The organism is Pseudomonas argentinensis (genome assembly GCF_001839655.2).
GTDB classification, from domain to species: Bacteria; Pseudomonadota; Gammaproteobacteria; order Pseudomonadales; family Pseudomonadaceae; genus Aquipseudomonas; species Aquipseudomonas argentinensis_B.
Genome location: NZ_CP056087.1, coordinates 2,598,450 through 2,619,889, shown reverse-complemented (window position 1 = coordinate 2,619,889; position 21,440 = coordinate 2,598,450). Strand labels below are relative to the sequence as shown.

General features: G+C 54.7%; 21 protein-coding genes. 12 read left to right on the top strand and 9 right to left on the bottom strand.

Going from position 1 to position 21,440, the window contains the following annotated elements:
* The first annotated feature begins 378 nt into the window (after window positions 1-378).
* Window positions 379-1,311, top strand: a complete 933-nt coding sequence (locus SA190iCDA_RS11695; RefSeq protein WP_070886918.1) for a GlxA family transcriptional regulator — start codon at window positions 379-381, stop codon at window positions 1,309-1,311.
* A gap of 370 nt (window positions 1,312-1,681) precedes the next feature.
* On the opposite strand, the gene SA190iCDA_RS11690 is transcribed toward SA190iCDA_RS11695, so the two are convergent.
* From SA190iCDA_RS11690 to SA190iCDA_RS11660, 7 genes are all read right to left on the bottom strand, one after another.
* Entirely contained in the window at window positions 1,682-2,305 is a 624-nt protein-coding gene (locus tag SA190iCDA_RS11690; RefSeq protein ID WP_070886919.1) for an SCO family protein, read from the bottom strand.
* Between the two features lie 133 nt (window positions 2,306-2,438).
* Window positions 2,439-2,930 (bottom strand): copper chaperone PCu(A)C, encoded by a 492-nt coding sequence (locus SA190iCDA_RS11685; RefSeq protein WP_070886920.1) that lies wholly within the window; start codon window positions 2,928-2,930, stop codon window positions 2,439-2,441.
* 90 nt (window positions 2,931-3,020) lie between these two features.
* Complete coding sequence (locus SA190iCDA_RS11680; protein ID WP_236100842.1) at window positions 3,021-5,078, bottom strand: TonB-dependent receptor family protein; 2,058 nt, start codon at window positions 5,076-5,078, stop codon at window positions 3,021-3,023.
* On the bottom strand, window positions 5,078-7,237 hold the full coding sequence (locus tag SA190iCDA_RS11675) for a TonB-dependent receptor (RefSeq protein WP_070886921.1): 2,160 nt from the start codon (window positions 7,235-7,237) through the stop codon (window positions 5,078-5,080). Before SA190iCDA_RS11675 ends, SA190iCDA_RS11680 begins: the two co-directional genes overlap by 1 nt.
* 71 nt (window positions 7,238-7,308) lie before the next feature.
* Window positions 7,309-7,704, bottom strand: coding sequence for a DUF2946 domain-containing protein (locus SA190iCDA_RS11670; RefSeq protein ID WP_083329851.1), 396 nt, complete (start codon window positions 7,702-7,704; stop codon window positions 7,309-7,311).
* Between the two features lie 350 nt (window positions 7,705-8,054).
* Window positions 8,055-8,642: a hypothetical protein gene (locus tag SA190iCDA_RS11665; protein WP_139159532.1), complete on the bottom strand. Its 588-nt coding sequence runs from the start codon at window positions 8,640-8,642 to the stop codon at window positions 8,055-8,057.
* 156 nt (window positions 8,643-8,798) lie between these two features.
* Window positions 8,799-9,173 (bottom strand): hypothetical protein, encoded by a 375-nt coding sequence (locus SA190iCDA_RS11660; protein WP_139159533.1) that lies wholly within the window; start codon window positions 9,171-9,173, stop codon window positions 8,799-8,801.
* 587 nt (window positions 9,174-9,760) lie between these two features.
* Here SA190iCDA_RS11660 and SA190iCDA_RS11655 point away from each other — a divergent pair.
* From SA190iCDA_RS11655 to SA190iCDA_RS11620, 8 genes are all read left to right on the top strand, one after another.
* Entirely contained in the window at window positions 9,761-10,720 is a 960-nt protein-coding gene (locus tag SA190iCDA_RS11655) for a GlxA family transcriptional regulator (protein ID WP_070886924.1), read from the top strand.
* A 47-nt stretch (window positions 10,721-10,767) separates the two neighbouring features.
* Entirely contained in the window at window positions 10,768-11,247 is a 480-nt protein-coding gene (locus SA190iCDA_RS11650; protein ID WP_329610153.1) for a DUF2946 domain-containing protein, read from the top strand.
* 80 nt (window positions 11,248-11,327) lie between these two features.
* On the top strand, window positions 11,328-11,492 hold the full coding sequence (locus SA190iCDA_RS11645) for a hypothetical protein (RefSeq protein WP_170833971.1): 165 nt from the start codon (window positions 11,328-11,330) through the stop codon (window positions 11,490-11,492).
* 5 nt (window positions 11,493-11,497) lie between these two features.
* Window positions 11,498-13,027 (top strand): PepSY domain-containing protein, encoded by a 1,530-nt coding sequence (locus tag SA190iCDA_RS11640; protein ID WP_070886925.1) that lies wholly within the window; start codon window positions 11,498-11,500, stop codon window positions 13,025-13,027.
* A complete protein-coding gene (locus tag SA190iCDA_RS11635; protein WP_236100841.1) occupies window positions 13,024-13,446 on the top strand; it encodes a DUF2946 family protein in 423 nt (140 codons plus the stop codon). The genes SA190iCDA_RS11640 and SA190iCDA_RS11635 overlap by 4 nt, the downstream gene beginning before the upstream one ends.
* A gap of 59 nt (window positions 13,447-13,505) precedes the next feature.
* Entirely contained in the window at window positions 13,506-15,584 is a 2,079-nt protein-coding gene (locus tag SA190iCDA_RS11630; protein WP_070886927.1) for a TonB-dependent receptor, read from the top strand.
* A 201-nt stretch (window positions 15,585-15,785) separates the two neighbouring features.
* Window positions 15,786-16,310 carry a putative natural product biosynthesis protein gene (locus SA190iCDA_RS11625; protein WP_083329854.1) on the top strand — a complete coding sequence of 175 codons (525 nt, stop codon included), beginning with the start codon at window positions 15,786-15,788 and terminating at the stop codon, window positions 16,308-16,310.
* 331 nt (window positions 16,311-16,641) lie between these two features.
* Entirely contained in the window at window positions 16,642-16,929 is a 288-nt protein-coding gene (locus SA190iCDA_RS11620; RefSeq protein WP_083329855.1) for a c-type cytochrome, read from the top strand.
* 36 nt (window positions 16,930-16,965) lie between these two features.
* On the opposite strand, the gene SA190iCDA_RS11615 is transcribed toward SA190iCDA_RS11620, so the two are convergent.
* Entirely contained in the window at window positions 16,966-18,003 is a 1,038-nt protein-coding gene (locus SA190iCDA_RS11615) for a GlxA family transcriptional regulator (protein ID WP_070886928.1), read from the bottom strand.
* Between the two features lie 117 nt (window positions 18,004-18,120).
* On the opposite strand from SA190iCDA_RS11615, the gene SA190iCDA_RS11610 reads away from it, so the two are divergent.
* The gene (locus SA190iCDA_RS11610; protein WP_070886929.1) at window positions 18,121-19,011 is read left to right on the top strand and encodes an MBL fold metallo-hydrolase; all 891 of its coding nucleotides are present in this window, start codon (window positions 18,121-18,123) and stop codon (window positions 19,009-19,011) included.
* Between the two features lie 159 nt (window positions 19,012-19,170).
* Window positions 19,171-19,716: a cysteine hydrolase family protein gene (locus tag SA190iCDA_RS11605; RefSeq protein WP_070886930.1), complete on the top strand. Its 546-nt coding sequence runs from the start codon at window positions 19,171-19,173 to the stop codon at window positions 19,714-19,716.
* Between the two features lie 112 nt (window positions 19,717-19,828).
* Here the strand turns inward: SA190iCDA_RS11605 and SA190iCDA_RS11600 are convergent, their stop codons facing one another.
* A complete protein-coding gene (locus SA190iCDA_RS11600; RefSeq protein WP_236100840.1) occupies window positions 19,829-20,731 on the bottom strand; it encodes a DMT family transporter in 903 nt (300 codons plus the stop codon).
* 335 nt (window positions 20,732-21,066) lie between these two features.
* Between SA190iCDA_RS11600 and SA190iCDA_RS11595 the strand changes: the two genes are divergently transcribed.
* Window positions 21,067-21,426, top strand: coding sequence for a histone-like nucleoid-structuring protein, MvaT/MvaU family (locus SA190iCDA_RS11595; protein ID WP_070886931.1), 360 nt, complete (start codon window positions 21,067-21,069; stop codon window positions 21,424-21,426).
* Window positions 21,427-21,440 lie beyond the last annotated feature (14 nt).

Below are 21,440 nucleotides of genomic sequence, written 5' to 3'. Positions count from 1 at the left end.
ATGAAGGAAGCTCACGACAGACTGGCCCCTCCCAGACGCAACTAAGTCCTTAGCTGTGCACCCACCCAGTGTGAAAATGGGGTCATCTGCAAACCACCTCACCACTTCTAAAACATCAGGCTCGATAGATATGGCTAGCTTAAGAATGGTATGGGAAATAGGGCCTACTCTCCCCGAGGAAGTCGAGCTATCGCCTGACACCGAGCAAGACATAGCGCTTACGCTTATGGGGTTGAAGGAACAAGAGCATTTCATAGTTTGGTCATTGCGGATCGTTGGGGTATGGCAAGCCGGAGCGGAGCCAAAGAATGATTCGAGTGCCAGTCTCCTGTAACGCTCGGATGGCGTAAAGGTCGCAAATCCCTTATAAAACGCCATATGAAAAACATTGCTCTCTACGTCTGCCCCGAATTCTTGTTGCTCGACCTAGCCGGGCCTCTTGCCGCATTCGAAGCCGCCTCGCTAGTGGCCGGCCGAAACGTCTACACCCTTGCCGTCACATCCTCCAAGGGTGGCGCTGTAATCAGCAGCAGCGGCATTGCTGTGGAGACGAACGCATTCAACGCGTTCACGGCAGATACTGTAATTTTCATTGGCGGCCGTCTGGAACCAATGTTCGAGGCAGAACAGATCTGCGCAGCCAGCACACACGCTTTGGGTGCTATCCGGGTAGCCAGTGTCTGTACTGGCGCTTTTCTTCTGGCAGAGACAGGGTTTCTCGCCGGAAAACGCGCAACAACTCACTGGAAAGCCGTACCTATATTTCTGGAGCGGTATCCCGCCGTTACGATGCAGCCCGATCTGATCTACGTGGCCGATGGGAACACATGGACGTCGGGGGGCGCGACTGCTGGAATTGACTTGGCCCTAGCACTGATTGAGGCAGACTATGGAGTAGAAATAGCTCAATCCGTGGCTCAACACCTTGTCGTGTATCACCGCCGAACTGGGGGGCAATCGCAATTCTCAGAGCTCTCAAAGATGGAGCCGGCATCCGATCGTATAAGGCGTTCGCTAACGTTTGCGCGTGATCATCTCGCCGAACCTTTGCCCATCGAACGCCTCGCCGAGGTAGCTAACTTGAGCATTCGGCAGTTTGGTAGAGCATTCCGTCAGGAAACTGGGGAGACACCCGCCAAAGCAGTGGAGCGTTTGCGTGTTGAAGCTGCGCGCCTGAGATTACGCGAAAGTTCGGAGCCAATTGAAAAAATAGCTGTTTCAGTGGGCTTCACTGATCCAGAGCGGATGAGACGAGCTTTTATTAAGCTCCACGGGATGTCACCACAAACTGTACGGCGGCTGGAGAGGTAAATTTTTGCCTCCTTGCGAGCGTCAAGGTGTCGCCGATTTAACGTATCTCGAACGTGTTCCACGCTTAGACAGAAACCGAGTCGGGCGATCGCAGGGACGTCGCCCATGCTGTGCACTGCAATGAATGCAAAATGACGTATTCGGACGGTTAGGCCTGGAACCACAAGGTCAGGCAGTTGGATGCTGCGGCGTACCTGACCTTGCTAGCACACGCCTGAGCCTGAATGCGTGCATCACACCCTGTGCTACGTTGGGAAGGCAGCAGCTTGAACTGACTCGCGCTGATTTCCTCCCATGCGATCGTTCCAGCCGTACCCTGGCCGGGGGAGCACGAAGCGTAATCTAGGTGATAGAGGTCAATCCGACCTCGCTAGGGGCTAGCGATCGAAAACAGCTTCGGTAGGATCTCGATGAGTTCGTTCACCTTGAGCGGCCCTCTGACGTAACCGACCTGTTTACCCTCGGGGTTTATCAGAGCCAGGTTACCGGTATGCACGACAGGGTAGTTCGGCATGCGGATGTCACCAGGCACGAACGGCAAACCGATAACGCTGGAGGCATGCTGTACTGCAGCGAGTTCGCCCGTCATGGCTGTGAAACTCGGGTCGAAGTACGTCACGTACTGTTGAGTACGCTCTGGCGTATCCCGGTGCGGATCGACGCTGACCATCGTCACTCCCATCAGCTCACGCGATTCGGGCGGTAGCGCCAAGTAAACTTGCCTCAACTCACTCAAGGCTGTAGGGCAGATATCCGGACAATAGGTGTAACCGAACAGCACCATTGTCCATTTTCCAGCGAAGAATTCCGGGCCGAAAGCCTGCCCATCCATGGTCGCCAATTGAACATCTGGAAGCTCACGAGGGCTGGGCATCAGCACGATATCAGCACTGGCCAGTTCCGCCTCATCCAATGGCGCTTCCTTAAAGGCCCAGTAGGCGACTCCTGCTCCGACAACACATGCAGCAGTGAAAAACAGTAGCAAACGACGCATCAGTATCTCTCCAAAAAATACTAGGCGAGCTCGAGATTGGCTCTACAGTGAGAGTTCTCTTGGCAACCGCAGGCCAGCAGCTGTGCTGGCCGCGATAAAGGGAATATCGGGAATCCCCTTGGCGCCCTGAAACTCAGTGCTGGTGACCTTCGCCATGGCCTTGGTGAGATTGCTGCTCAGCCGGGGCGTCCTTTTGTACGACGACGTCGACTTCAACCGCGCCGGCCTTTTCAAAGGTCAGCGTTAGGGGAAAGTGATCACCCGCTTTGGCTTGCTGCTTCACGTTAATCAGCATCACGTGATAGCCCATCGGCTCGAATTTCACTTCACCGCCAGCAGGAATTTCTACGCTTATCACCTGCTGCATCTTCATCGCACCGTCAGCATGCACATGCTCGTGCAGCTCTGCTTTTCCGGCGACGCTGGTACTCACGTTGAGCAGGCGATCAGCGTCGCCGCCCTGATTCTTGAGGACGAAGTACGCAGCAGCTGTTGGTGCCACAGGTGGGAGCTCGCGTGACCACGGGTGAATGATTTCGATGTGACCGGCCTGAAACTCGTGCGCATGGGCAACCTGGGCAAGCGACAGGAACGAGAGTGCCAAAAGAGATTTTGCGAGGGACATGGGAATACCTATTTGTTTTAAGCAGGCGTCGTTCAGTACTACTAAACGGCGGACGGTGAATGAGTTGTAGATCGGTTCAGCATGAAGCGGTCATAGACGCCACTCGAGGCCCAAATAGACGCTACGGCCATCGCCGGGGAAGTAATAAGCACCGTCCACGCCCCGCACATTGGCCTGCACAGCTGTTGTGGCGGCGTAGTTGCGGTCAGCAAGATTTCGCCCTTCTACAAACCAACTGGTGTGCCGGCCCAACGCACCACCGACCGTCATGTTGAGCAGGCTGTACCCACTGGCTGATAAGGTGTTGGCGTGATCGATGTAGGTCTTGCCTGGCAACCACTCGAGAGCGGGCGCGATGTAAAGCCATGAAGACGGCGACCAGCGCAGTTCCGCGCGGATAAATTGGCGAGGGATTCCAGCCAACTGGTTATCGCCGTAAACCGAATCGCCATCGAACTTGAAGTCGTTGAAGAGGTAGTTCATACGCACCGACCATTGCTCGGCCAGAGGTACATTGGCGTACAGCTCCAAGCCCTGATGAATTGTCTTGTCTGCGTTGACCGTGCCGAGTGCATTGCCCAGGCTATCGGTCAGCGACAGCAATTCGCGGTCGATCCAGGAGCGGTAAATCACCGCATCGAGCTGCAGATCACCACGACGGTGGCGGTATCCGAACTCCCAGGTAGTCGACTCCTGATCTTCAGCGAGGGGCTGGGTGTTGACCGTGATTTCGCCAAATGGGGGCGCTTCATAGCCACGGCTCACACTCATGAACCACTGTGTATTGTCGTCTGGTTCAAACAGCACACCTATCTTGGGACTCATGCCCTCGTAGCGTTCGTCATAGCTGATTGCGGGCAGCCCTCTGAAGGTCGTTTTGCGCTCAGCCTGCACAACCTGCACGCCGACTTCGACGGCCCAGTGGCTGCTCAGTCCATACTTAAACTGGCCATAAAGAATGCTCTCGTTAGCGTCGAGATCGCTCTGTCGGGTCAGAACACCTGGCTTACCGTTAGGATTGGTGAAGCGATCCTCTTCGCCTTCAAGACGTGAGTAGGAAGCTCCCAATGTCAGCTTGCGAGTCAGATCCGCTTGACCGAACTCGGTGGCCATCCTGACGCTCAGTCCTGTATCGATAAGATCCTGCTGCAGAATCGCAAAGGTCATCGCATGATCTCGCTTGCGATCCGCGACATAAAACGACGAGTCGACTTCAGTCTGCTCAGAAGCATTCCAGCTCAGCTTCAGTGCTGCTCGATCAAGGCGGTAGTCGTTGTGTGCATTCAGGCGCTCGTAGTTGGCACCTGCAGAACGGGGGGCGTTGCGTAGTGCTGTTTTGCTAATGCTCCCCGGCATTTCCATCTTGCTTTCGAGGTGGGTCAGGAACAGACGCGCTTCCAAGTCTTGGGAAATTCGCATACCGATATTGCCGAAGTAACGTGTGGAGTCCGTTGCGGACTGATCGCGATAACCGTCCTGATGGCTGTCGGTGATGCTCAGAAAACCGTCGAAGACATCGCCGGCCCCGGCAACAGCCACTTGATTGCGGCGTTGATCGTAGGCACCAGTTTGGGTACGCAATTGCAGAGGCCCATGATCTCGCCCAGTAGGAGAGACGAAGTTCACCGCACCTCCAAGTGCGTTAGAGCCATACTCCAGACCGCTGGAGCCTCGCCACACCTCTATGTACTTCGCGGATAGAGGCTCTATTGACTGGAAGTCACCACTGCCGTCGGCGTGATTTAGTGGGATGCCATCCTGGTAAAGCTGAATGCCGCGCATCAGAAAGCCACGTTGAATACCCGAGCCCCGAATGGAAAATCTAGCCTCATCGCCGTGACGACTCTGAGCCAAAACGCCCGGCGCATAGCCCAAGGCATCAACCACCGTGGTCGCTCGTCCATTACGGTAACTTTGGGCATCGATAACAGCAGTGCTGGCAGCTCGGCTCTCCAGATTCTCGCGCGCGCTCGTCTGTACATTGTCCCTGTTGCCGACAATATCCAGAGGATCCAGCTCGATTTGCGCAGGCAACCCATGTACCGGATCAGCCGCTTTCAAGTGGCCCAGAGGCATAAGCAAGAACAAGCATGACAGCAGTGCGAAGGAGCGAACTGGTAACTCGGTACGACGCTGTATGAGCATCATCAGTATCTCCACTGCACGGCCACTTCGAGGCTACGCGGCTCACCCAGGTAGTACTGGGTGTTGGTCTGATGAATGAAGCGTGCGTATGTCTCGTCGGTGAGGTTACGCAGGTGCGCACTCAGCTCGGTATGCACGTCGAGGTCGTGCTTGAGGAACATTCCGTAGACCGTGTAGGACGGCACCCACATGGTGTTGGCTGTATTGGCGTAGACCGAAGACACGTAGCGTGCATCGGCGCCGATTTGCCACTGCGGTGCCAAATCGTAGGTCAGCCAGAGGTTGGCGGTGCGATCCGGAATGTTCACCGGGTTCTTTCCCTTGCGTGAACGCACAACGCCGGCGACGGTTTCATTGAACTCGTCGTATCCGGCCCGCACCCAGGCGAAATTACCGGCAGCCAACAACTGCGGAGTTACCTTGAACGATGCTGCCAACTCGATACCCGTAGAGGTCTGCTGGCCAGCCTGCTCAGTGGTGTTCTGCAGTGTGGAGGATGGCACTGAGATGTTCTTGCGCACGATTCGGTAAGCAGCTGCAGTCGCAGATCCGCGGCCGTCGAGGAAGTCGAATTTGCTACCGACTTCGATCTGGCGTCCGGTGCTCAAGTCGAAGTCACCGACCTGGCCGATGCTTGCGCTGGTCAGGGTTCCGCCTGGCGGCTCGGCTGAGGTGCTGTATTGGGTGTAGAGGCTGGCGTTATCGGTCACGTCATAGACGAGCCCTGCCCTGCCGGTAAAGGCGTCCCATCGGCGATTGAGTGAGTTGCGCGCCGCGTGGTCAACAACCTCGAAATCAATGTGGTCGTAGCGCAGCGCGGTAATCAGTGCCAGACGATCAGTCAGGCGTGTGCGGTTCTCCACAAAGGTCGACGTGGTATCCGTCCAGGTGCTGCGACCTTTCGTGCGTGCGGCATCCATGCCAGGGATGTCGAGAAATTCGCCTGGATCGAAGCTGCCTGGGTCTACCGCAGAGCCGAAAGGCCCGTTGATGGACAGTGGATAGTTGACTTGCCTGTTGCGGTTGTATTCGAGGCCAACGGCCCAGTCACTGGCCCGACCAAACAGTTCGCCTGCCTGCGTCAACTCCAGGCGGTTACCGTTCACCTCCTGATCGTGCCGCTGGCGATAGCCACCAGAACGCGCCACCGCGCTGTTATCCGCATTGAAGCGGTATACCTCGAGATTGCGATAATCGCGTTGGCCGTCGTAGTGATAGAAGGTGTTGCGCACCCCGGTGGAGTCGTCCAAGCGGTAGTCGGTAATTGAGCGCAGCCAGCGAGTTCTCTGCTCGTAGCGCCCATCATCGACGTTGTAGTTCTTGAAACGGTTGTGTTTGTGGATATTCAGCTTGCCGCTCAGTGGCTGCAATACTGGCGATCCCCAGTAAGGGCTGTCCTCCTGCTCTTCCAGATACTCGATGGCGAGTGTGTGTGAGAGCTGGTCGTTGATATCGCTCAACAAGGAAAAAGCCAGATTGCCAGCTCCGTTCTCCTGACGATCGATGTAGCCATTGGTGTGGGTGCGGCTGTAGTCCAGACGCCCGTAATGGCGCGCTCCGTCACCCTCGTTGATGACCTGGTTTACGCCGATAGCAGTCTCCCAGGTGTCGTAGCGCGAGTAGCTCACTCGCCCCTCGATGCTGTCCTTGTCACGACTGGCCAATCGGGTGATGAAATTCAGGCTACCGCCCACCGCGCCACTGCCATTCAGAAATGACGAGGGCCCACCCAGCAACTCGACGCGATCGTAGATCCACGCACCGACCGGGCGCGCTGAGCCGCCGTACTGCAGATTGATGCCGTTGAATAACTGCCCGATCTGCCCTCCGTTGAAGCCGCGGTAAGAGACATAGCCACCCCAGCCAGGTGGTGCGGAGGCATTCACTCCAGGCAGCGCATTAGCCGCATCCTGGAAGTTACGCGCACCGATGCGCTCAATCGTCTCGCGGTCGGCCACACTGACGGATGCGGGGTTCTCACGGGCGCTCAGGTTTAGGCGCGAGCCACTCTCGATGGCCTCATCCAGATCGATACCCGTTGCTTCTTTAGGCTCTGTGGCAACTGCGGAGACGGTACTGACAGGTAGTTTCAGGGCGTTATCTTGCGCCAACGCAAGATGGCTACTGCCAACGAGCAGCGCCAGGGTGGTCATGCGGAACATAAAGGACTTCCAGGCTTTTATTCGATAAGCCCGCACAAGGCCCGGCATCATAGCCAGCCTGAGGGGTACTTTCAGAGCGAGAGAAGTCCGAGGGGCGATGCACGTGGATTGGCCGGAGGCCAGCGATACCGATTCAATCGGGGGCGTTGTGAGCCAGGTAGAGGCCGCACCTGATCGGCAGCAAGCAAGCCGCACAGACCGAAGAACGCGGCAAGAATGATGGCGCTGAACAGGCTGGCCAGCGCACAACTGGATCCAGTGGCGGGGTTTGCTGCAACCAAACGAGAACCATCAAGATCGGCCCCAGTACCCATACTGCCGTCGAGCGAACAATACTGCCCATCGAGGCCAGTTAACTGCAGGCCTGCCATCTGAGCGTGACCGATCGCGCAGGCGAACGCACTGAACAGGATGCATCCATAGAGCACCCAGGCTACGAGCGCGCGTTCATTGCGTGCGAATTTCATGAGGCGATACGTTACCGCAGTTAGGGTCGACGCACAGGCCAGTGCGGTTAACAACCGAACTGCCCCAACCGATCAGAGGTGTTTGAAAGCTGCACACCCTTCAGTAGAAACGCTGATGCTGACAGCAGCGAAACATATTGCACCTGCGACATCCCGCCTCAGGCTTACGAACCTCGATACAAACTGGCTCTGCACCTGACAATCTCGGGGCCAATTGGCAAAATCCACCAACACGCCCCGACCTAGGATGGCAAGTTGTCGCACCCCTTAGCTGCCGATTTCCAAGGAACCTAACCGCATACCCTCCTCCCATCGCAGAGATCGACTTGCGACATCGTCACCGGCAACGCCTACTCCGCAGGTATTTCCTTCAATCGCTGTTCGAGTAACTCAAGTGCTTGTCGCTGAACCTCTCCCTGCTGCCGTATTTCGGCAACGATCTCACTCTCTCGTTTATTACGGGGCCAAAGTGGTGCCAGCGCGAATGCTGCTGTGCCATGGATGGTTCCCAAGTGACGTCCATTTGACTTCTGGAAAGCCAACGAAAGGGAAGAAGTCGGCTCAGAACCGCGACCATCGATCAGCTGAGTTTTCATGCTCAATGTCGCAATGAGCGGAAAACCACTGCGTGCAGCATCATCGGATGATTGGAATGAGCGAACCTCGCCGAACCGTCCCTCGAGTACTCGCGTCACACCCTCCACGCTAAAGTGTGGTTGAGAGGTTTCCACATAGGCACGGCGGATGTTCTCGGTATAAAGGCGCGCCGTCAGAGCTTCCTTGTAATACCTGTTATAGGCCCCAAGCTCTTCAATCGTCGCGATCACTGAACCAGTAATGATCAGGGCGACAGGGCCTGCTGGTAACCCGGCGGGAACCTCTACTTGGTCATAGTGGTTCTCAGTAATGTGTTTAGACGAGCAACCGATGACGATCATCAATGTGATTGCAGCAGCTGATATCTTCAAAAATCTTGGCAATGTCTTTCTAATCTGAAAAAGTAATGAGAGCCGAACTAGGGCCATTGTTTGAACTGCAGTGATTTATGTGTTTTTCTCAAGGCACAGAGGCACGAATAAATTTCTCAACATGAATCAAAAAGAGCTCTCTCCCAGAAGCACACCATTCTCGTCAATCAATTGTAGGGCTTTGGTAAGGCCCCTGTCGGTGAGCGATATTTTATAAGTACTTGCCTTGCTGAAAGTGTCATAGTCGATCAAAACAAACCTGTTGAACGTGTAATTTTTACCTGACTCACCAACGACGAGCACTTCCAAACGGTTATGACCTGGGAGGACAGAAAAATAACGCCCGTTCTCCACACGCTCTCCATTCAATTTACTGGCCACTAGCGTGTGAGTAGAGTCGCTAGAAAACAACACTACACTTTTCGAATCTGTTGGTGCCGGCAACGTACTGGTGCAAGCTGACAACAAAACAACTGCGGCAGCAATCATCCAAATTTTCATTTTTTTACCTTTAAGTGGTAGGAGTCAGTTCCCGCAAGAACGGCGTCTCATGCCGCTGCGCTGACCAAGGCTCCGAAAGAGACTCGGGAGCATTTTGCAATTAACAGATTCGCCAGTATTTCAAGCGGTTTGGAAGACAAGTGATCGTGCATCGCGTTTGCGTCATACCAAACGAGCTCAATAATCCAACCGTTGGTTACCTGAGTTCGTTTCAGGCTGCAGTCAGTGCACCTAACCGAAACCTGCTTTATGTATTTCAAGAGCAATAGAACCTCTAGCTGCAGGTCTTCATCCTTTTTCGCCTCGAACTCGATGACGTTGCTTACTGGTGACATGGTGGAACCCCTAAGGCTTAGAGCGCGTAGAAAGGGCATTTGAAAGCGAACCTGCTTCATGGCATCGGTGCGGTAGTAGCCCTGGTTTTCCCTCCACCTCGCCAGGCAAGCTCGAATTCACAAGCGCTGAATAACGCTTTTTCGGGATTGCGGAGCCAGCATAAGGCAGGCTATCTTGGCGAAAATGACAAAAAACTGCGCGTTTCCGCCAATCGGTGGAAGATCAAGCCGCCATGCTCTGGAGGGGTATCAATGGTCAGCAAGTCGATACAGATCATGTCGTATCCCGGGGTCAGTCTTCTCGATTTAGCGGGGCCTCTCGATGTTTTCATCGCGGCCAACCACTACACGAAATCCCCTATTCCACCCTATTCCTTATCGATCCTTGCTCTGGAGAGTGATACGGAGGTTTTTACAGGGCTTTCCCTCAGCGCCGAGGTTCTAGAAGCGCACACGCCATCGCCAAACACTCTAATAATCCCTGGCGGGCCTGGTATTCAGGAGTTTTGCAAAGAGTCAAAGTTTTCCAGGTTCGTAGCTCATGCAGACAAGGCGGAGCGCTTGGTATCGGTATGCACAGGCATATTCGCACTAGCGGCAGGCGGTAAAGTAGATGGCCGAAAAGTGACGACACACTGGTCTGCGTATGAAGAGTTAGAAAAGTTCTTTCCCAAGGTGATCGTCAAGAGGGGGCCGATTTTCATTAACGATGGAAACGTCTGGACATCGGCAGGGGTGACATCAGGGATCGACCTTGCCCTTTCCATTGTTGAGCAGGATCTAGGTCACACCGCAGCGCTCGAGGTCGCGAGACATCTTGTGATGTTCCTGAAGCGCCCTGGTGATCAGGATCAGTTCAGTTCATCTTTAAGACTGCAGTCCGGTAGCAGTCAGTTTTCTGACCTGCACGCCTGGATAAGCACAAACTTGAACCTGGATCTTTCTGTTCCGGTATTGGCCGATTTTATGAACATGACCGAGCGTACATTTCTTCGCAAATACACGGCAGATACCGGCCAGACGCCCAGCAAAATGGTGGAGCTGCTTCGGTTGGATGCCGCCCGCCATCTGCTAGTTACGTCCAACAGCCCCCTCAAGGAAATAGCTCATAAATCGGGCCTCGGGAGTGAAGCAACTTTGATCAGGCGGTTTATCAAAGCATTTGGCGTGACACCAAGGGAGCATCGCGCACATTTCAGATCAAGGCCCTAGGGACTGCACGAGCTGCGTGCGGGTTTAATGATTCAACGTTATCGGTCATGATCACCAGTACTGGCATGCGGCAATTCACCACGCCTCGAGTGCGTGCGAAACCTTGTCCTAGTGTTAAAGTCGCGCCCATGAAAACTGCAAGCGATGAACGGACACTCGTTGCATGGATGCTATACGCCAGCGTCCTGTTCAGCCTGTTCGCCTGCGGTATTCATCACGGTCAGATGAGCGGACTCGCACTTAGCGGTCTCAATGGCGGCTACTGCTCTATGGGTAGTGGTGATGGCCAAGGCTTCGACGCAGACGGCTCCGACCAGACGCAACATGCGGCTTACCAACTTAACTGTCCACTGTGCTCTTCCTCTTCGCTTGCAGTCGCAGTGAACACGGCAGACTGGAATCTGCGCAATATGCCCAATGGCAGCCTTTCTCCAGTAATCACACGTACCCTGGCACAGCCCCCTCCCCGATATTTCTGGCCCTCTCTCAATCCCCGCGCACCACCCTCCACTTCCTACGCAGTGTGAATATTTCTGGCTGATCCGCAGCATGACGCCTTGGCTTTGCTCGGAAACAGCGCCTGTCCATTCGTGTGGAATTGCTGTTCATGAACCAAGAAAACACCTCTCAGGTGCAGCTGCGCGGCGCCTGCGATCTTGCGCATGTTCGAATCACCCAAGAGCACAACTTGCCTGTGGATGGCATCGAGCTAAAGGCTTGTAGAGGCTCGAGCTACATGAGGCATGTCGGCCCTATCACCCTGCGCTTCTGACCATCATGAAGCGCTATCTCTATCTCTTGCATCGGTGGCTGGGCATTGTCCTGTGCCTGTTCATGGCCCTTTGGTTCTTTTCCGGGGTCGTGATGCTGTTCGTTGGATACCCAAAGCTGACGCCTCAAGAGCATCTGCTGCATCTACCACCGTTGGCCACAAACGATTGCTGCGTAGGCCCGGCACAGGCCATCCAGGTTGCAGGCTCGACGCCTAAGGCAGTACGACTGACTACCGTAGTTGGGCTACCGCACTACATACTGGAATACGCCGAGGGCACACGTGTCGCAGTAGCGGCCCGTACCGGGCAGCGCGTCACACATGTGAATGCGGCTATGGCACTCGCAAGTGCCGAGCAGTTCGCGCAAGTGCCTCGCCGCTACCTAAGTGCTATTCAGGAAGATGCCTGGACACGCTCGCGCGCTCTGGACAGTGATCGGCCATTACATGTCGTTCAATTGGACGAGCCTCAGGCACGGTTGCTGTATATCTCCAGCCAGACCGGCGAGGTGATACGGGACGCCAATAGTACCGAGCGGGTATGGAATTGGGTTGGCTCATGGCTGCACTGGATCTACCTCCTACGTGACAATCCCTGGTGGACGCAGATCGTCATCTACCTCTCGCTTGCAGCAACGCTGATGGCCGTTCTGGGGTACATCATTGGCATCCTGCGCTGGCGGTTTGCCAAGCCCTACCGCAGCGGATCACGCTCGCCTTATCAGACCTTTTCGGCCCGCTGGCACCATATCGCGGGGTTGCTGTTCGGGATCCTCCTCATTGTCTGGATATTCAGTGGACTGATGTCGATGCGGCCGTGGGGCATCTTCGCAAACCCGGAGCGTCTGGATACTAGTGCCTACCAAAGCATCAGCCTCGACAGTCACATCAATACAGAGCCAGTCTCCAAAGTGTTAAAACGCTTCCAAGCTGCAGGCTTCGAGCCCGTGGAGTTGCATTGGCAGATCGTTGGCAAGCGCATCTATCGAGTGGCTTACGACCGCACCGGGGAAAGCCGGATCCTGCCGCAGACCCAGGAAGCCCAGGCTCTGATTCAGTTGCCTTCGATTACATTGGAAAAAGCGGTTCGTCTCGTACGCCCCCAGGATGTTCTTGAAGTCGAATGGCTGGATGCCTACGACTTCTACTACGTCTCTCGAGCCGAACAGAGCATGTACGGCGCCACGAGAAAGCGACTGCCGATGCTGCGTGTGCGCTTCCAAGATCCTTCCGCCACATGGCTGCATATTGATCCCTATAGCGGCGCTGTGATCGAGCAACTGGATCGGCATCAACGCGCCGGGCGATTGCTGTTCAATCTATTGCACAGCTGGGACTGGGCACCGCTACTGGAGCGACCATGGCTGCGTGAACCACTGATCATCCTTTTCAGCATTGGCGGCCTGCTCATCAGCCTGACCGGTATCGTACTGGGATGGCGTCGCCTGGCTCCGCGCAAAAGGACGGCAAAGCGCAAGACCTATGAAAATCGCCGGCCTGAACCAGATACTCAGAGCAAGAACGGATGCCGATGAGCCGCCCCCTAAGAGCCTTTACCGCTTGGGCGCTCTATGGCTGCGTGCTCTTCAGCCTCTTCGCGTGCGCAATTGCGCATGGACAGATTAGCGGCTTGAGGCTCAGCGGATTGCAAGGCGGGTTCTGCCTTTCCATCGGCGACCAGGTCGTCACAGAGTTAAAGGGGCTTTCCGACCAGTCCTTACCTCAACCCTTGAGCAAGATCGACTGCCCGATGTGCTCGTTCGGCGGTGGGGTCGCATTGCTCAAAAGTACCGCCTGGCTGCTAGCCCTGCCGGCACTGAACAATCCACTCATCCCCCAAATCAAACGCCCCACACCACGGCACTGCACAACTGGGTGGCGCATCTTCCCCGAGCACCGCCCTCCTGCTGACTGTCTGGCTGAAGGCCTGACAGCTCTTTTCGATTTGGCTTAACCCTTCGGCTTGCATGCCTCGTATTGAGGCGCGCTGCCTTCGCCTATCGTTTTCACAGGATGCACGCAATGTCCGTTCACATTCGATCCCTATCCACCTCCCACTCGGCACCTCCCCTGCTGCTGTCATGCTTATTTGCTGTAACGCCGCTGAGCCAAGCCCTTGCAGATACTCCCCATACCGGCGATTCGGTCGTCACCCTGGGCGCAGTCAGCGTTGTTGCAGGGCAAGCTGGCCCGCTGGCCAGCCGCAACATTCTTAGCTCAGTCGATGTGCTGGGCGCCGACATGCTCGAAAATCAGCCGGTGCAATACAGCTGGGAGCTGTTCAGCCGCGCGCCTGGGGTGATGCTCACGCAGTTCAACCAGGGCACCACCTCCGGCAAGCTGTCGTTTCGCGGCTTCAATGGCGAGGGTGAGGTGAATGCCGTCAAGCTGCTGATCGACGGGATTCCCAGCAATACCAACGACGGCAACATGCCCTTCATCGATATGGTCTTCCCGTTGGAGATCGACAGTATCGAAGTGGTGCGCGGCACCAACGACCCGCGCTACGGGCTGCACAACATCGCCGGCAACGCCAGCATCAATACCCGCCAGGGCGGCAACGACAGCAAGTTGCGGCTGCGCTACGGCAGCTTCGACACCCGTGAACTGCAACTGGTGAAGGGCATTGAAGACGGCAACTGGCGCCAGAACTACGCCTTCAGCTATCAGGCCAGCGATGGCTATCGGGATCATGCCAAGGCCGAGCGTATGAATTTTTCAGGCAAGTGGTTCTATACCGCAGACGATGACGCCTGGCGCGCCGGCTTGATCGCCAGGCACTACACGGTCGATGCTGATGAAGCCGGCTACCTGAGCCGCTCCGACTCCCGCAACCGGCCTCGGCAGTCCTATGCCAACAACGCCACCGACACCGGCGAGCGGGAAATGAACCAGCTCAGTCTGCATCTGGATGCCAACCTCTCGGATACCCTCAGTTGGGCCAGCAAGGCCTACGTGAATACCTTCGAAGACCGCCGCTGGACGCAGTACTGGCGCACCTCGTCGCAACAGGAACGCTACGCCGACGAAACCCAGTACGGCGCCCTGAGCAGCCTGACCTGGCGCCCCAAGGTGGAGCATCTGCATGCCTTCGCCCTGGAAGGTGGTGCCGAGGTACAGCGCCAGGAGAACGAGAGCCTGCGTTACCGCACGCAACAGCGCACCCGCGTGGCGCAGACCCGCGATCAGCAGTTCGACCTGAATGTTTACGGCACCTATGTGCAGGCGGTGATCGAGCCCTCCGACACGCTGAAGATCATCCCGGCGTACCGTGTCGACAAGCTGTATGGCGGCTACGTCAACGGGTTGTCCGGTGAGCATGCCGACGTCAATGACTATGGTCTGATCAAACAGCCGAAGATCAGCGTCGTCTATTCGCCTTGGGAGCAAGCCAGCCTGTATGCCAACTGGGGCCGCAGCTATCAGGTCGGGGTCGGTTCGGCGGCTTATCGCCTGGCGACCCTCAGCGACGACCTGAAACCCTCGATCAACGATGGCTGGGAAACCGGGATCAAGTTCAAGCCAGCCGCCTGGATCGATGGCCGTATCGCCTATTGGGAGCAGAAGGCCTCGGATGAAGTGCAGCGCAAACTCAACGACGCGGTCGGCGATGCCGAGAACGTCGGCAAGACCCTGCGCAAGGGTTGGGATCTGCAGCTTAACCTGTACCCCACCGACGCCAGCAGCCTCTGGCTGTCCTACTCGCGGCAGTTCTCGGAAATCCTCGAGCCCAACCCCAACCTGCCGGCCAGCAAGGGCAAGGAGATGGATCATGTGCCCCATCACCTGTACGCCGCTGGCTCTACCTACCAGCTGACGCCTGAGCTCGAATTGTCCGCCTGGCTCAACGGCCAGAGCGACTACTACCTCGAGCGCACCAACAGCACCGGCAAGTTCGGCGATTACGTGCTGCTCAACCTGGGGGCGGTCTATCAGCTCACGCCCACCCTGAGCGTCGACCTGCAAGCCAAGAACATCACCGACCGTTACTACGAATACGCCTGGTATGACGACAGCGCTGGCGTGCAGCAATCGCTACACGCATCTGGAGATGGTCGGGCCGTTTACGCGGGGCTGACGCTGGACTTTTAAAAAACGTGTGCCGCACAGCCCAAGCGATAACACCGACAAACCTCGCAGCGACCGAAATTACGAGCTCAAAAAGATGAAAAACTCACCTACTCGGCACTTACCCGTTTTGCATTCAGCGTGTTGCACCTTGCGGACAAAGCTGCGACTTCACAGCGTCGACTGGTTGAAATTAGCACGCCATAGGCAGGAGGGCCACGCGCGATGACTATGCCTAAGCTAAGAGCCAGCAATGCGATATTTCCAGACTACCCGGGTAATGCCAGAACATTTATTACATTAGACTCGAAGCTACTACCGTACTGGCACCTGATTTTTGACTTGTGTCCAATACTCCTGAAATTGGATCCGCCTGATGGGTTAAAGATTTTCCGTCGTTTTATGAGCTGGGCTTATCGAAAACAGCCACCTCAAGATTGGACGTTCCACGTCAACTTATGCCGGTGGCTGCTTAACTCAAAATTCGCCACGGAGTTAAACCACTCTCATGTCGAAAGCTTACTTTCTGCAGCAGCTGCACGATGGGTGAGTACAGACTCTAGTCAAGCGAAAGGAATACTGGTCACATGCTCGGTGATCCCGGCGATCACGCTGGAGTGGAAGTCTTATGAAAACCATCAGAGCTTCAACTTCGAATCGCTGCCTCCTGCCAGAATGGATTTTGCCTGGTCACCTCTGACGGCGGCTGGAGAAAAAGGATTTCAACGCTGGTTACGAATACCTGAGTAGGATGCTAAAAAATTAAAGGCGCTGTGGGTGTCAAAGCTATCGACACTCGCGACGCTTAATGCGCTCGCGACCAAGATCACGAATAAGCTTCAAGTGTCCCGAGACCGCCCGTGACCCGTGTGCATCCTCTGAACGAGGCGCGACATACTGTCACACTACGGGTAATAACATGCAATGCAAACAGTCTAGCGGACATACTGAGGCAGAACGTCGCACTCCAGCATTGCCACATTTAACCCATACAATTAGATCAGACCCAATCATTTAAAAAATTTAGTGATACGCGATCCATTATAATGCATGGTAGCAGAACACGAAAAGGCGGGGATAAATGCGATATATATTAATACTTGCTTTGGGTTCGCTATCATTTGGCTCCTTTGCCGCGAAGGATCCCGAAGCGGTGTTCAACCGATCTTGCGGAATCTGCCATAACGGTCAGCTGCCATTGGCCCCCAAGAAAGGTGATACTCAAGCCTGGCAATCGCATCTTGACCAAGGCATGGATGTACTGCTGAAGCATGTAGCCAACGGGTATAATTCCATGCCGCCTGGCGGTCTCTGCATGGATTGCACTGCTCAAGACCATAAAGCGGTAATTGAATGGATGTCCAAGTGATGCGTGCACTAAGTGGTAAGAATAAGGTACAGGCTGCTATGGCACTGTGCTAACCGCCTGAATTGGGAGCTTTGCACCCCGCCCACTGTTAAAATCTTTCGCTTTCACACTGGATTCCCTTTCGCGGAAAAACATCCGGCGATATTCAGAGGGTGACGTTCCAAGATGCGAACTAAATTGTTGCCTCAAAGATAGCGGTGTTCCAAAGCCCGCCTCGTCAGCAATAAGTTCAATAGGAAGATCCGTCGTTTCCAGCAACTGCTGCGCCCTGAGTACCCGTTCGGCATTCAGCCACTTCGATACAGTGCTTCCTGTTGCATCTTTGAAACGGCGTGTGAACGTTCGCCGGCTCATCCTTGCAATTTCAGCGAGCATATCCAGTGAAAGATTGCTAGAAAGATTCGCCCTCGCCCACGTCAACACGTCTGATAAGTTGGTATCGGAAGCGAGCTGCGGCACCGGTTGCTCAACATACTGCGCCTGGCCACCTTGCCGGTGTGGCGGGGTCACGAGCATCCTCGCAGTGCGATTTGCAGCGTCAGCTCCATGTCGCTGACGCACGAGGTGCAGGCAACAATCTATCGCTGCCACGGTTCCGGCTGAGGTCATTATGTTATTGGCAGCGACATACAGCACCTCGGGCCGAAAACAGGCCTTCGGATAGCGCTTAGCGAATGCCTCGCGAGCGGCCCAGTGGGTAGTTGCCTCTTTCTCATCGAGTAAACCCGCATCGCCCAGCACAAACGCGCCTAGACACAAACCGATAATCAACTTCCCCTCGGCATTGGCCAATTGAAGCGCCTCAATAAGCCGGGTTGAAGCCACGGTTGAAAAGTCGCTCCAAGCCGGAATGATGATTACTTCGCAGCTCTGCATGAGCTCAAGCCCATACATGACCTCGATGCCGATGCCTTGATCACTGCTTATCATCCCAGGCGCTTCCGCGCAAAACTTGACGTCGTATAGGGGTTCTCCAGGTACTGCCTCGGCCGCGCCCAGCACGACTCCTGGAACAGAAAGGTGGAAAAGGCTTACGCCATTGAAAGCAAGAACGGCAACACCTATCGCGGACATGAGACCTTCCTCACTTATCGATTTGGCCCAATTATAACTACAAACGTCATTTGGGCCACTGGTATGTAGGTGGTGAGCGGATAAAAATGGAGCCTCAACAGACTGGCAGGGCCCCTCATGAATATCACACCCCTTCGCTTCGCTCTTCACCTCGCTTGTGGTGCATTCGCTACCTCTTCATATGCAGAAACGGTAAAGACTCCAGCAGCTAAAGCAGCACACAAAGTTGAGATACAGCAAATACGTAATGCCACCGTGAAAATTACGTACGGTGACACTACATTTTTGGTTGATCCCATGCTGGCTACAAAAGGAACCTACCCCGGTTTTGAGAACACTTATCGCAGTAATCTTCGTAACCCGTTGGTTGATCTACCAGAGTCCGTCGATCAGGTTATCTCCGGCGTAGACGCGATCATCGTCACCCATACCCACCTTGACCACTGGGATGACGCGGCGCAAAAAGCATTACCCAAAGACATCCCGCTGTTCACTCAGCACGAATCTGATGCGGCTTTAATTCGTTCCCAAGGTTTTGACAACGTACGTGTGTTAACCGATGAAGACGAGTTCGGAGGAGTCAAACTCACTAAGACCGGTGGCCAACATGGCACTGACGAAATGTATGCGGTGCCAGAGCTTGCGAAACCTCTCGGTGAAGCAATGGGGGTGGTCTTCCGAGCAAAAGGCTATAAAACGATTTACCTAGCCGGCGACACCATCTGGCGCAAAGAGGTCGATCAGGCGATTGAAAAGTTCAAGCCTGAAATCATCGTTCTCAATGCTGGTAAAGCAAAAATGACTGGATTTGAGGGCTCAATTATCATGGGAGAGGAAGACGTATACCGCGCCACCCAGGTAACCAAAAGCGCACAGATCGTCGCAGTGCATATGGACGCAGTTAATCATATGTCTCTCACACGCAAGGAACTACGTGACTTTGCGAAGAAAAAGGGTGTCGATAACCGCGTAGACGTTCCTGAAGACGGTGCAATACACAGATATTGAGTGACGTCGATACTGCAGGAAGTGAACCTTTGATAGCGATTGGCGCCGAAATTCAACCGCTAAGCGTTTCGCACCAGGCATAGCTCAACCTGTTGAGATAACCCATACAAATACTTCAATTTAAATATTTGAGCAATCTTGGCTATCGGGATAAATGAAATGAAAAGTGGACTGATAATAGTTGATCTTCAAAACGAGTATTTATCGACTGGAAAACTGCCCCTCTCGGGAATCGATATCGCCATTGCGAACGCTAAACGTGTGATAGAACACGCCCGCAGCAGGGGTATTTCGATTTTTCATGTCAGACACGAATCTGCCTCCAGCGATGCCCCTATATTTGCCAAGGACTCTGACGGCGCTGAGATTCAGTCGGACGTTGCGCCTCTGCATGGCGAACCGGTGATCGTTAAAAGCCATATCAATTCCTTTCGGGAGACTGATCTCAAGGCGCAGCTGGATGCTGTTGGTATAGAAGAATTAATTGTGATCGGGGCAATGAGCCACATGTGTATCGATGCTGCAGTTAGGGCTGCAGCAGACATGGGCTATCCAGTCACAGTGCTCCATGACGCCTGCGCCACGCTCGATCTAACTTTTGGGGGTGTGACTGTACAGGCTGAACACGTGCACGCGGCGATGATGGCAGCATTCGCATTCGGCTACGCCACCGTCAAATCGGTAGACGAATATCTTTCAGCCTAAAGCGGTGCTTGATAGGCATCAACGTATGACACGCAGCGGCTCACCTCGATTGAGCCGCCGCGCGTACCTGAATAATTACACGCCCCATTGAATGGATTTCGAATAACACCACCTACCGCCCTAAGTCCGGGCTATCGGCTACCCGCTGTCTAAGGGGGATCACCGCGATAGCGATTCCACCGAGGACGACTGCCGAGCTCAGAAACATTCTCCACGTCATAGGCTCACTAAGCAGAACAACCCCGGCAAACGAAGCCAAAACCGGCACGCTAAGCTGAAGCGTTGCAGCTTGTTGGGCACTGATCCGCTTCACAACAGCATACCAAATCGAGTAGCCCGCCCCTGAGGCTAATACTCCCGAACCGAGGGCGTACATGGAGCCCGCAGAAGTGATATGCGTTTCCCCGCCCAGAAGAATCCAAGCAGCAAGCATCATAGGCAGGCTACGAACGAAATTACCTGTAGTGTCGGCCAGGGGATTTTCCGAGCCCTTTCCAATCACTGAATAGGCGCCCCAAGCTATCCCGGAGGCCATCATGACTAGTGCACTGATAAGCGGAGGTGCATTGTCACTGGGAAGTAGTAAGACCACCAAGCCTGTAAACCCAACCAACATCCCCAGAACGACCTGCAAGCGTAAAAACTCCCCTTTGAGCCAGCCGAATACAAACATAGTGATTTGGACTGCGCCGAAAAGAATCAACGCCCCTGCTCCCGCCTCCAGCTCCAAGTAGGCGAGCGAAAACAGATATGCATAGAAAAACAGAGACAAGCCGCCCCTCCAGCTTCCACCAAGCGCCGTTACGGGCTGCCGAAGTCTGATCAAACACACCAAAAAGAGAGCGCCACTGACCAGGCGAATTGCCGTAAAGGACTCTGGATCAATATTTCCGCCCGCCAGCGCAAGTCTGCAAAGGATCGAGTTGGCCGCAAAGGCCAATAGACTGATAGCAGCTGGAAATCCCCACGATGAAAAAACAGCCCCAGCAGACGTGTGCATTGGCTCATTTGTCATTGTTGGCCACCTCATTAAAGCTTCACCACTAGCAGCGCACTTGGAGCCGCTCGCCCGTGAGGGGAATTCTGGATGGCGAGGCTGAAGTCAACAACAAGGACTTTCTGTCTTACCAAAAAAGAAAATCTTTAGCTGCTCACAGGGTCTATGGCTAGAGACAGCTCCTGATTGTGACCTCCTTCACATTGGATGACGAAAAAGCCCCGTCTACCCGAGCGCACCGTGTGACCCAGCTGTCCAAAATATAAAAGCAGCGGAATGTTTTTTATATTAAGCTGTCTACCCTGCGTGACAAATTATCAAATACCTTTCATTTTAAAAATTGGGGAGCTCTTATGTCGAAACTCGCAGAATTTAAAGCACTCGAAGCCCAGATCGAAGAGCACAAGCAGCGCCTCGCGGCCCTTCAGGGTGACGAAGGCCTGAAGAAAGAAATCGAATTTGAAAGCAAACTGCGCAAGCTTTTGGGTGAGTACAACTACTCGCTGCGCAACGTAATTGACCTGTTGGATCCGTCGGCTGGCACCGGACGCAAAGCTGCTCCAGCTAAGCAGGCTCGTCGTGAGCGGGCTCTTAAGCGTTACAAGAACCCGAACACTGGTGAAGTGATTGAGACTAAGGGCGGAAATCACAAGGTGCTGAAGGCTTGGAAAGAAGAGCACGGCGCTGAGACGGTTGAGAGCTGGGTGCAGTGAATGATTGATCAAAG

What these genes read in the sequence shown, in the direction of transcription:
- SA190iCDA_RS11635 (WP_236100841.1), top strand. Translation starts at nt 13,024, where the DNA reads ATGAGCCGCCCCCTAAGAGCCTTTACCGCTTGGGCGCTCTATGGCTGC.
- SA190iCDA_RS11680 (WP_236100842.1), bottom strand. Translation starts at nt 5,078, where the DNA reads ATGATGCTCATACAGCGTCGTACCGAGTTACCAGTTCGCTCCTTCGCA.
- SA190iCDA_RS11615 (WP_070886928.1), bottom strand. Translation starts at nt 18,003, where the DNA reads ATGTCCGCGATAGGTGTTGCCGTTCTTGCTTTCAATGGCGTAAGCCTT.
- SA190iCDA_RS11685 (WP_070886920.1), bottom strand. Translation starts at nt 2,930, where the DNA reads ATGTCCCTCGCAAAATCTCTTTTGGCACTCTCGTTCCTGTCGCTTGCC.
- SA190iCDA_RS11655 (WP_070886924.1), top strand. Translation starts at nt 9,761, where the DNA reads ATGGTCAGCAAGTCGATACAGATCATGTCGTATCCCGGGGTCAGTCTT.
- SA190iCDA_RS11630 (WP_070886927.1), top strand. Translation starts at nt 13,506, where the DNA reads ATGCACGCAATGTCCGTTCACATTCGATCCCTATCCACCTCCCACTCG.
- SA190iCDA_RS11665 (WP_139159532.1), bottom strand. Translation starts at nt 8,642, where the DNA reads ATGATCGTCATCGGTTGCTCGTCTAAACACATTACTGAGAACCACTAT.
- SA190iCDA_RS11595 (WP_070886931.1), top strand. Translation starts at nt 21,067, where the DNA reads ATGTCGAAACTCGCAGAATTTAAAGCACTCGAAGCCCAGATCGAAGAG.
- SA190iCDA_RS11650 (WP_329610153.1), top strand. Translation starts at nt 10,768, where the DNA reads ATGATCACCAGTACTGGCATGCGGCAATTCACCACGCCTCGAGTGCGT.
- SA190iCDA_RS11625 (WP_083329854.1), top strand. Translation starts at nt 15,786, where the DNA reads ATGACTATGCCTAAGCTAAGAGCCAGCAATGCGATATTTCCAGACTAC.
- SA190iCDA_RS11675 (WP_070886921.1), bottom strand. Translation starts at nt 7,237, where the DNA reads ATGTTCCGCATGACCACCCTGGCGCTGCTCGTTGGCAGTAGCCATCTT.
- SA190iCDA_RS11670 (WP_083329851.1), bottom strand. Translation starts at nt 7,704, where the DNA reads ATGAAATTCGCACGCAATGAACGCGCGCTCGTAGCCTGGGTGCTCTAT.
- SA190iCDA_RS11640 (WP_070886925.1), top strand. Translation starts at nt 11,498, where the DNA reads ATGAAGCGCTATCTCTATCTCTTGCATCGGTGGCTGGGCATTGTCCTG.
- SA190iCDA_RS11645 (WP_170833971.1), top strand. Translation starts at nt 11,328, where the DNA reads ATGAACCAAGAAAACACCTCTCAGGTGCAGCTGCGCGGCGCCTGCGAT.
- SA190iCDA_RS11620 (WP_083329855.1), top strand. Translation starts at nt 16,642, where the DNA reads ATGCGATATATATTAATACTTGCTTTGGGTTCGCTATCATTTGGCTCC.
- SA190iCDA_RS11605 (WP_070886930.1), top strand. Translation starts at nt 19,171, where the DNA reads ATGAAAAGTGGACTGATAATAGTTGATCTTCAAAACGAGTATTTATCG.
- SA190iCDA_RS11600 (WP_236100840.1), bottom strand. Translation starts at nt 20,731, where the DNA reads ATGACAAATGAGCCAATGCACACGTCTGCTGGGGCTGTTTTTTCATCG.
- SA190iCDA_RS11610 (WP_070886929.1), top strand. Translation starts at nt 18,121, where the DNA reads ATGAATATCACACCCCTTCGCTTCGCTCTTCACCTCGCTTGTGGTGCA.
- SA190iCDA_RS11695 (WP_070886918.1), top strand. Translation starts at nt 379, where the DNA reads ATGAAAAACATTGCTCTCTACGTCTGCCCCGAATTCTTGTTGCTCGAC.
- SA190iCDA_RS11660 (WP_139159533.1), bottom strand. Translation starts at nt 9,173, where the DNA reads ATGAAAATTTGGATGATTGCTGCCGCAGTTGTTTTGTTGTCAGCTTGC.
- SA190iCDA_RS11690 (WP_070886919.1), bottom strand. Translation starts at nt 2,305, where the DNA reads ATGCGTCGTTTGCTACTGTTTTTCACTGCTGCATGTGTTGTCGGAGCA.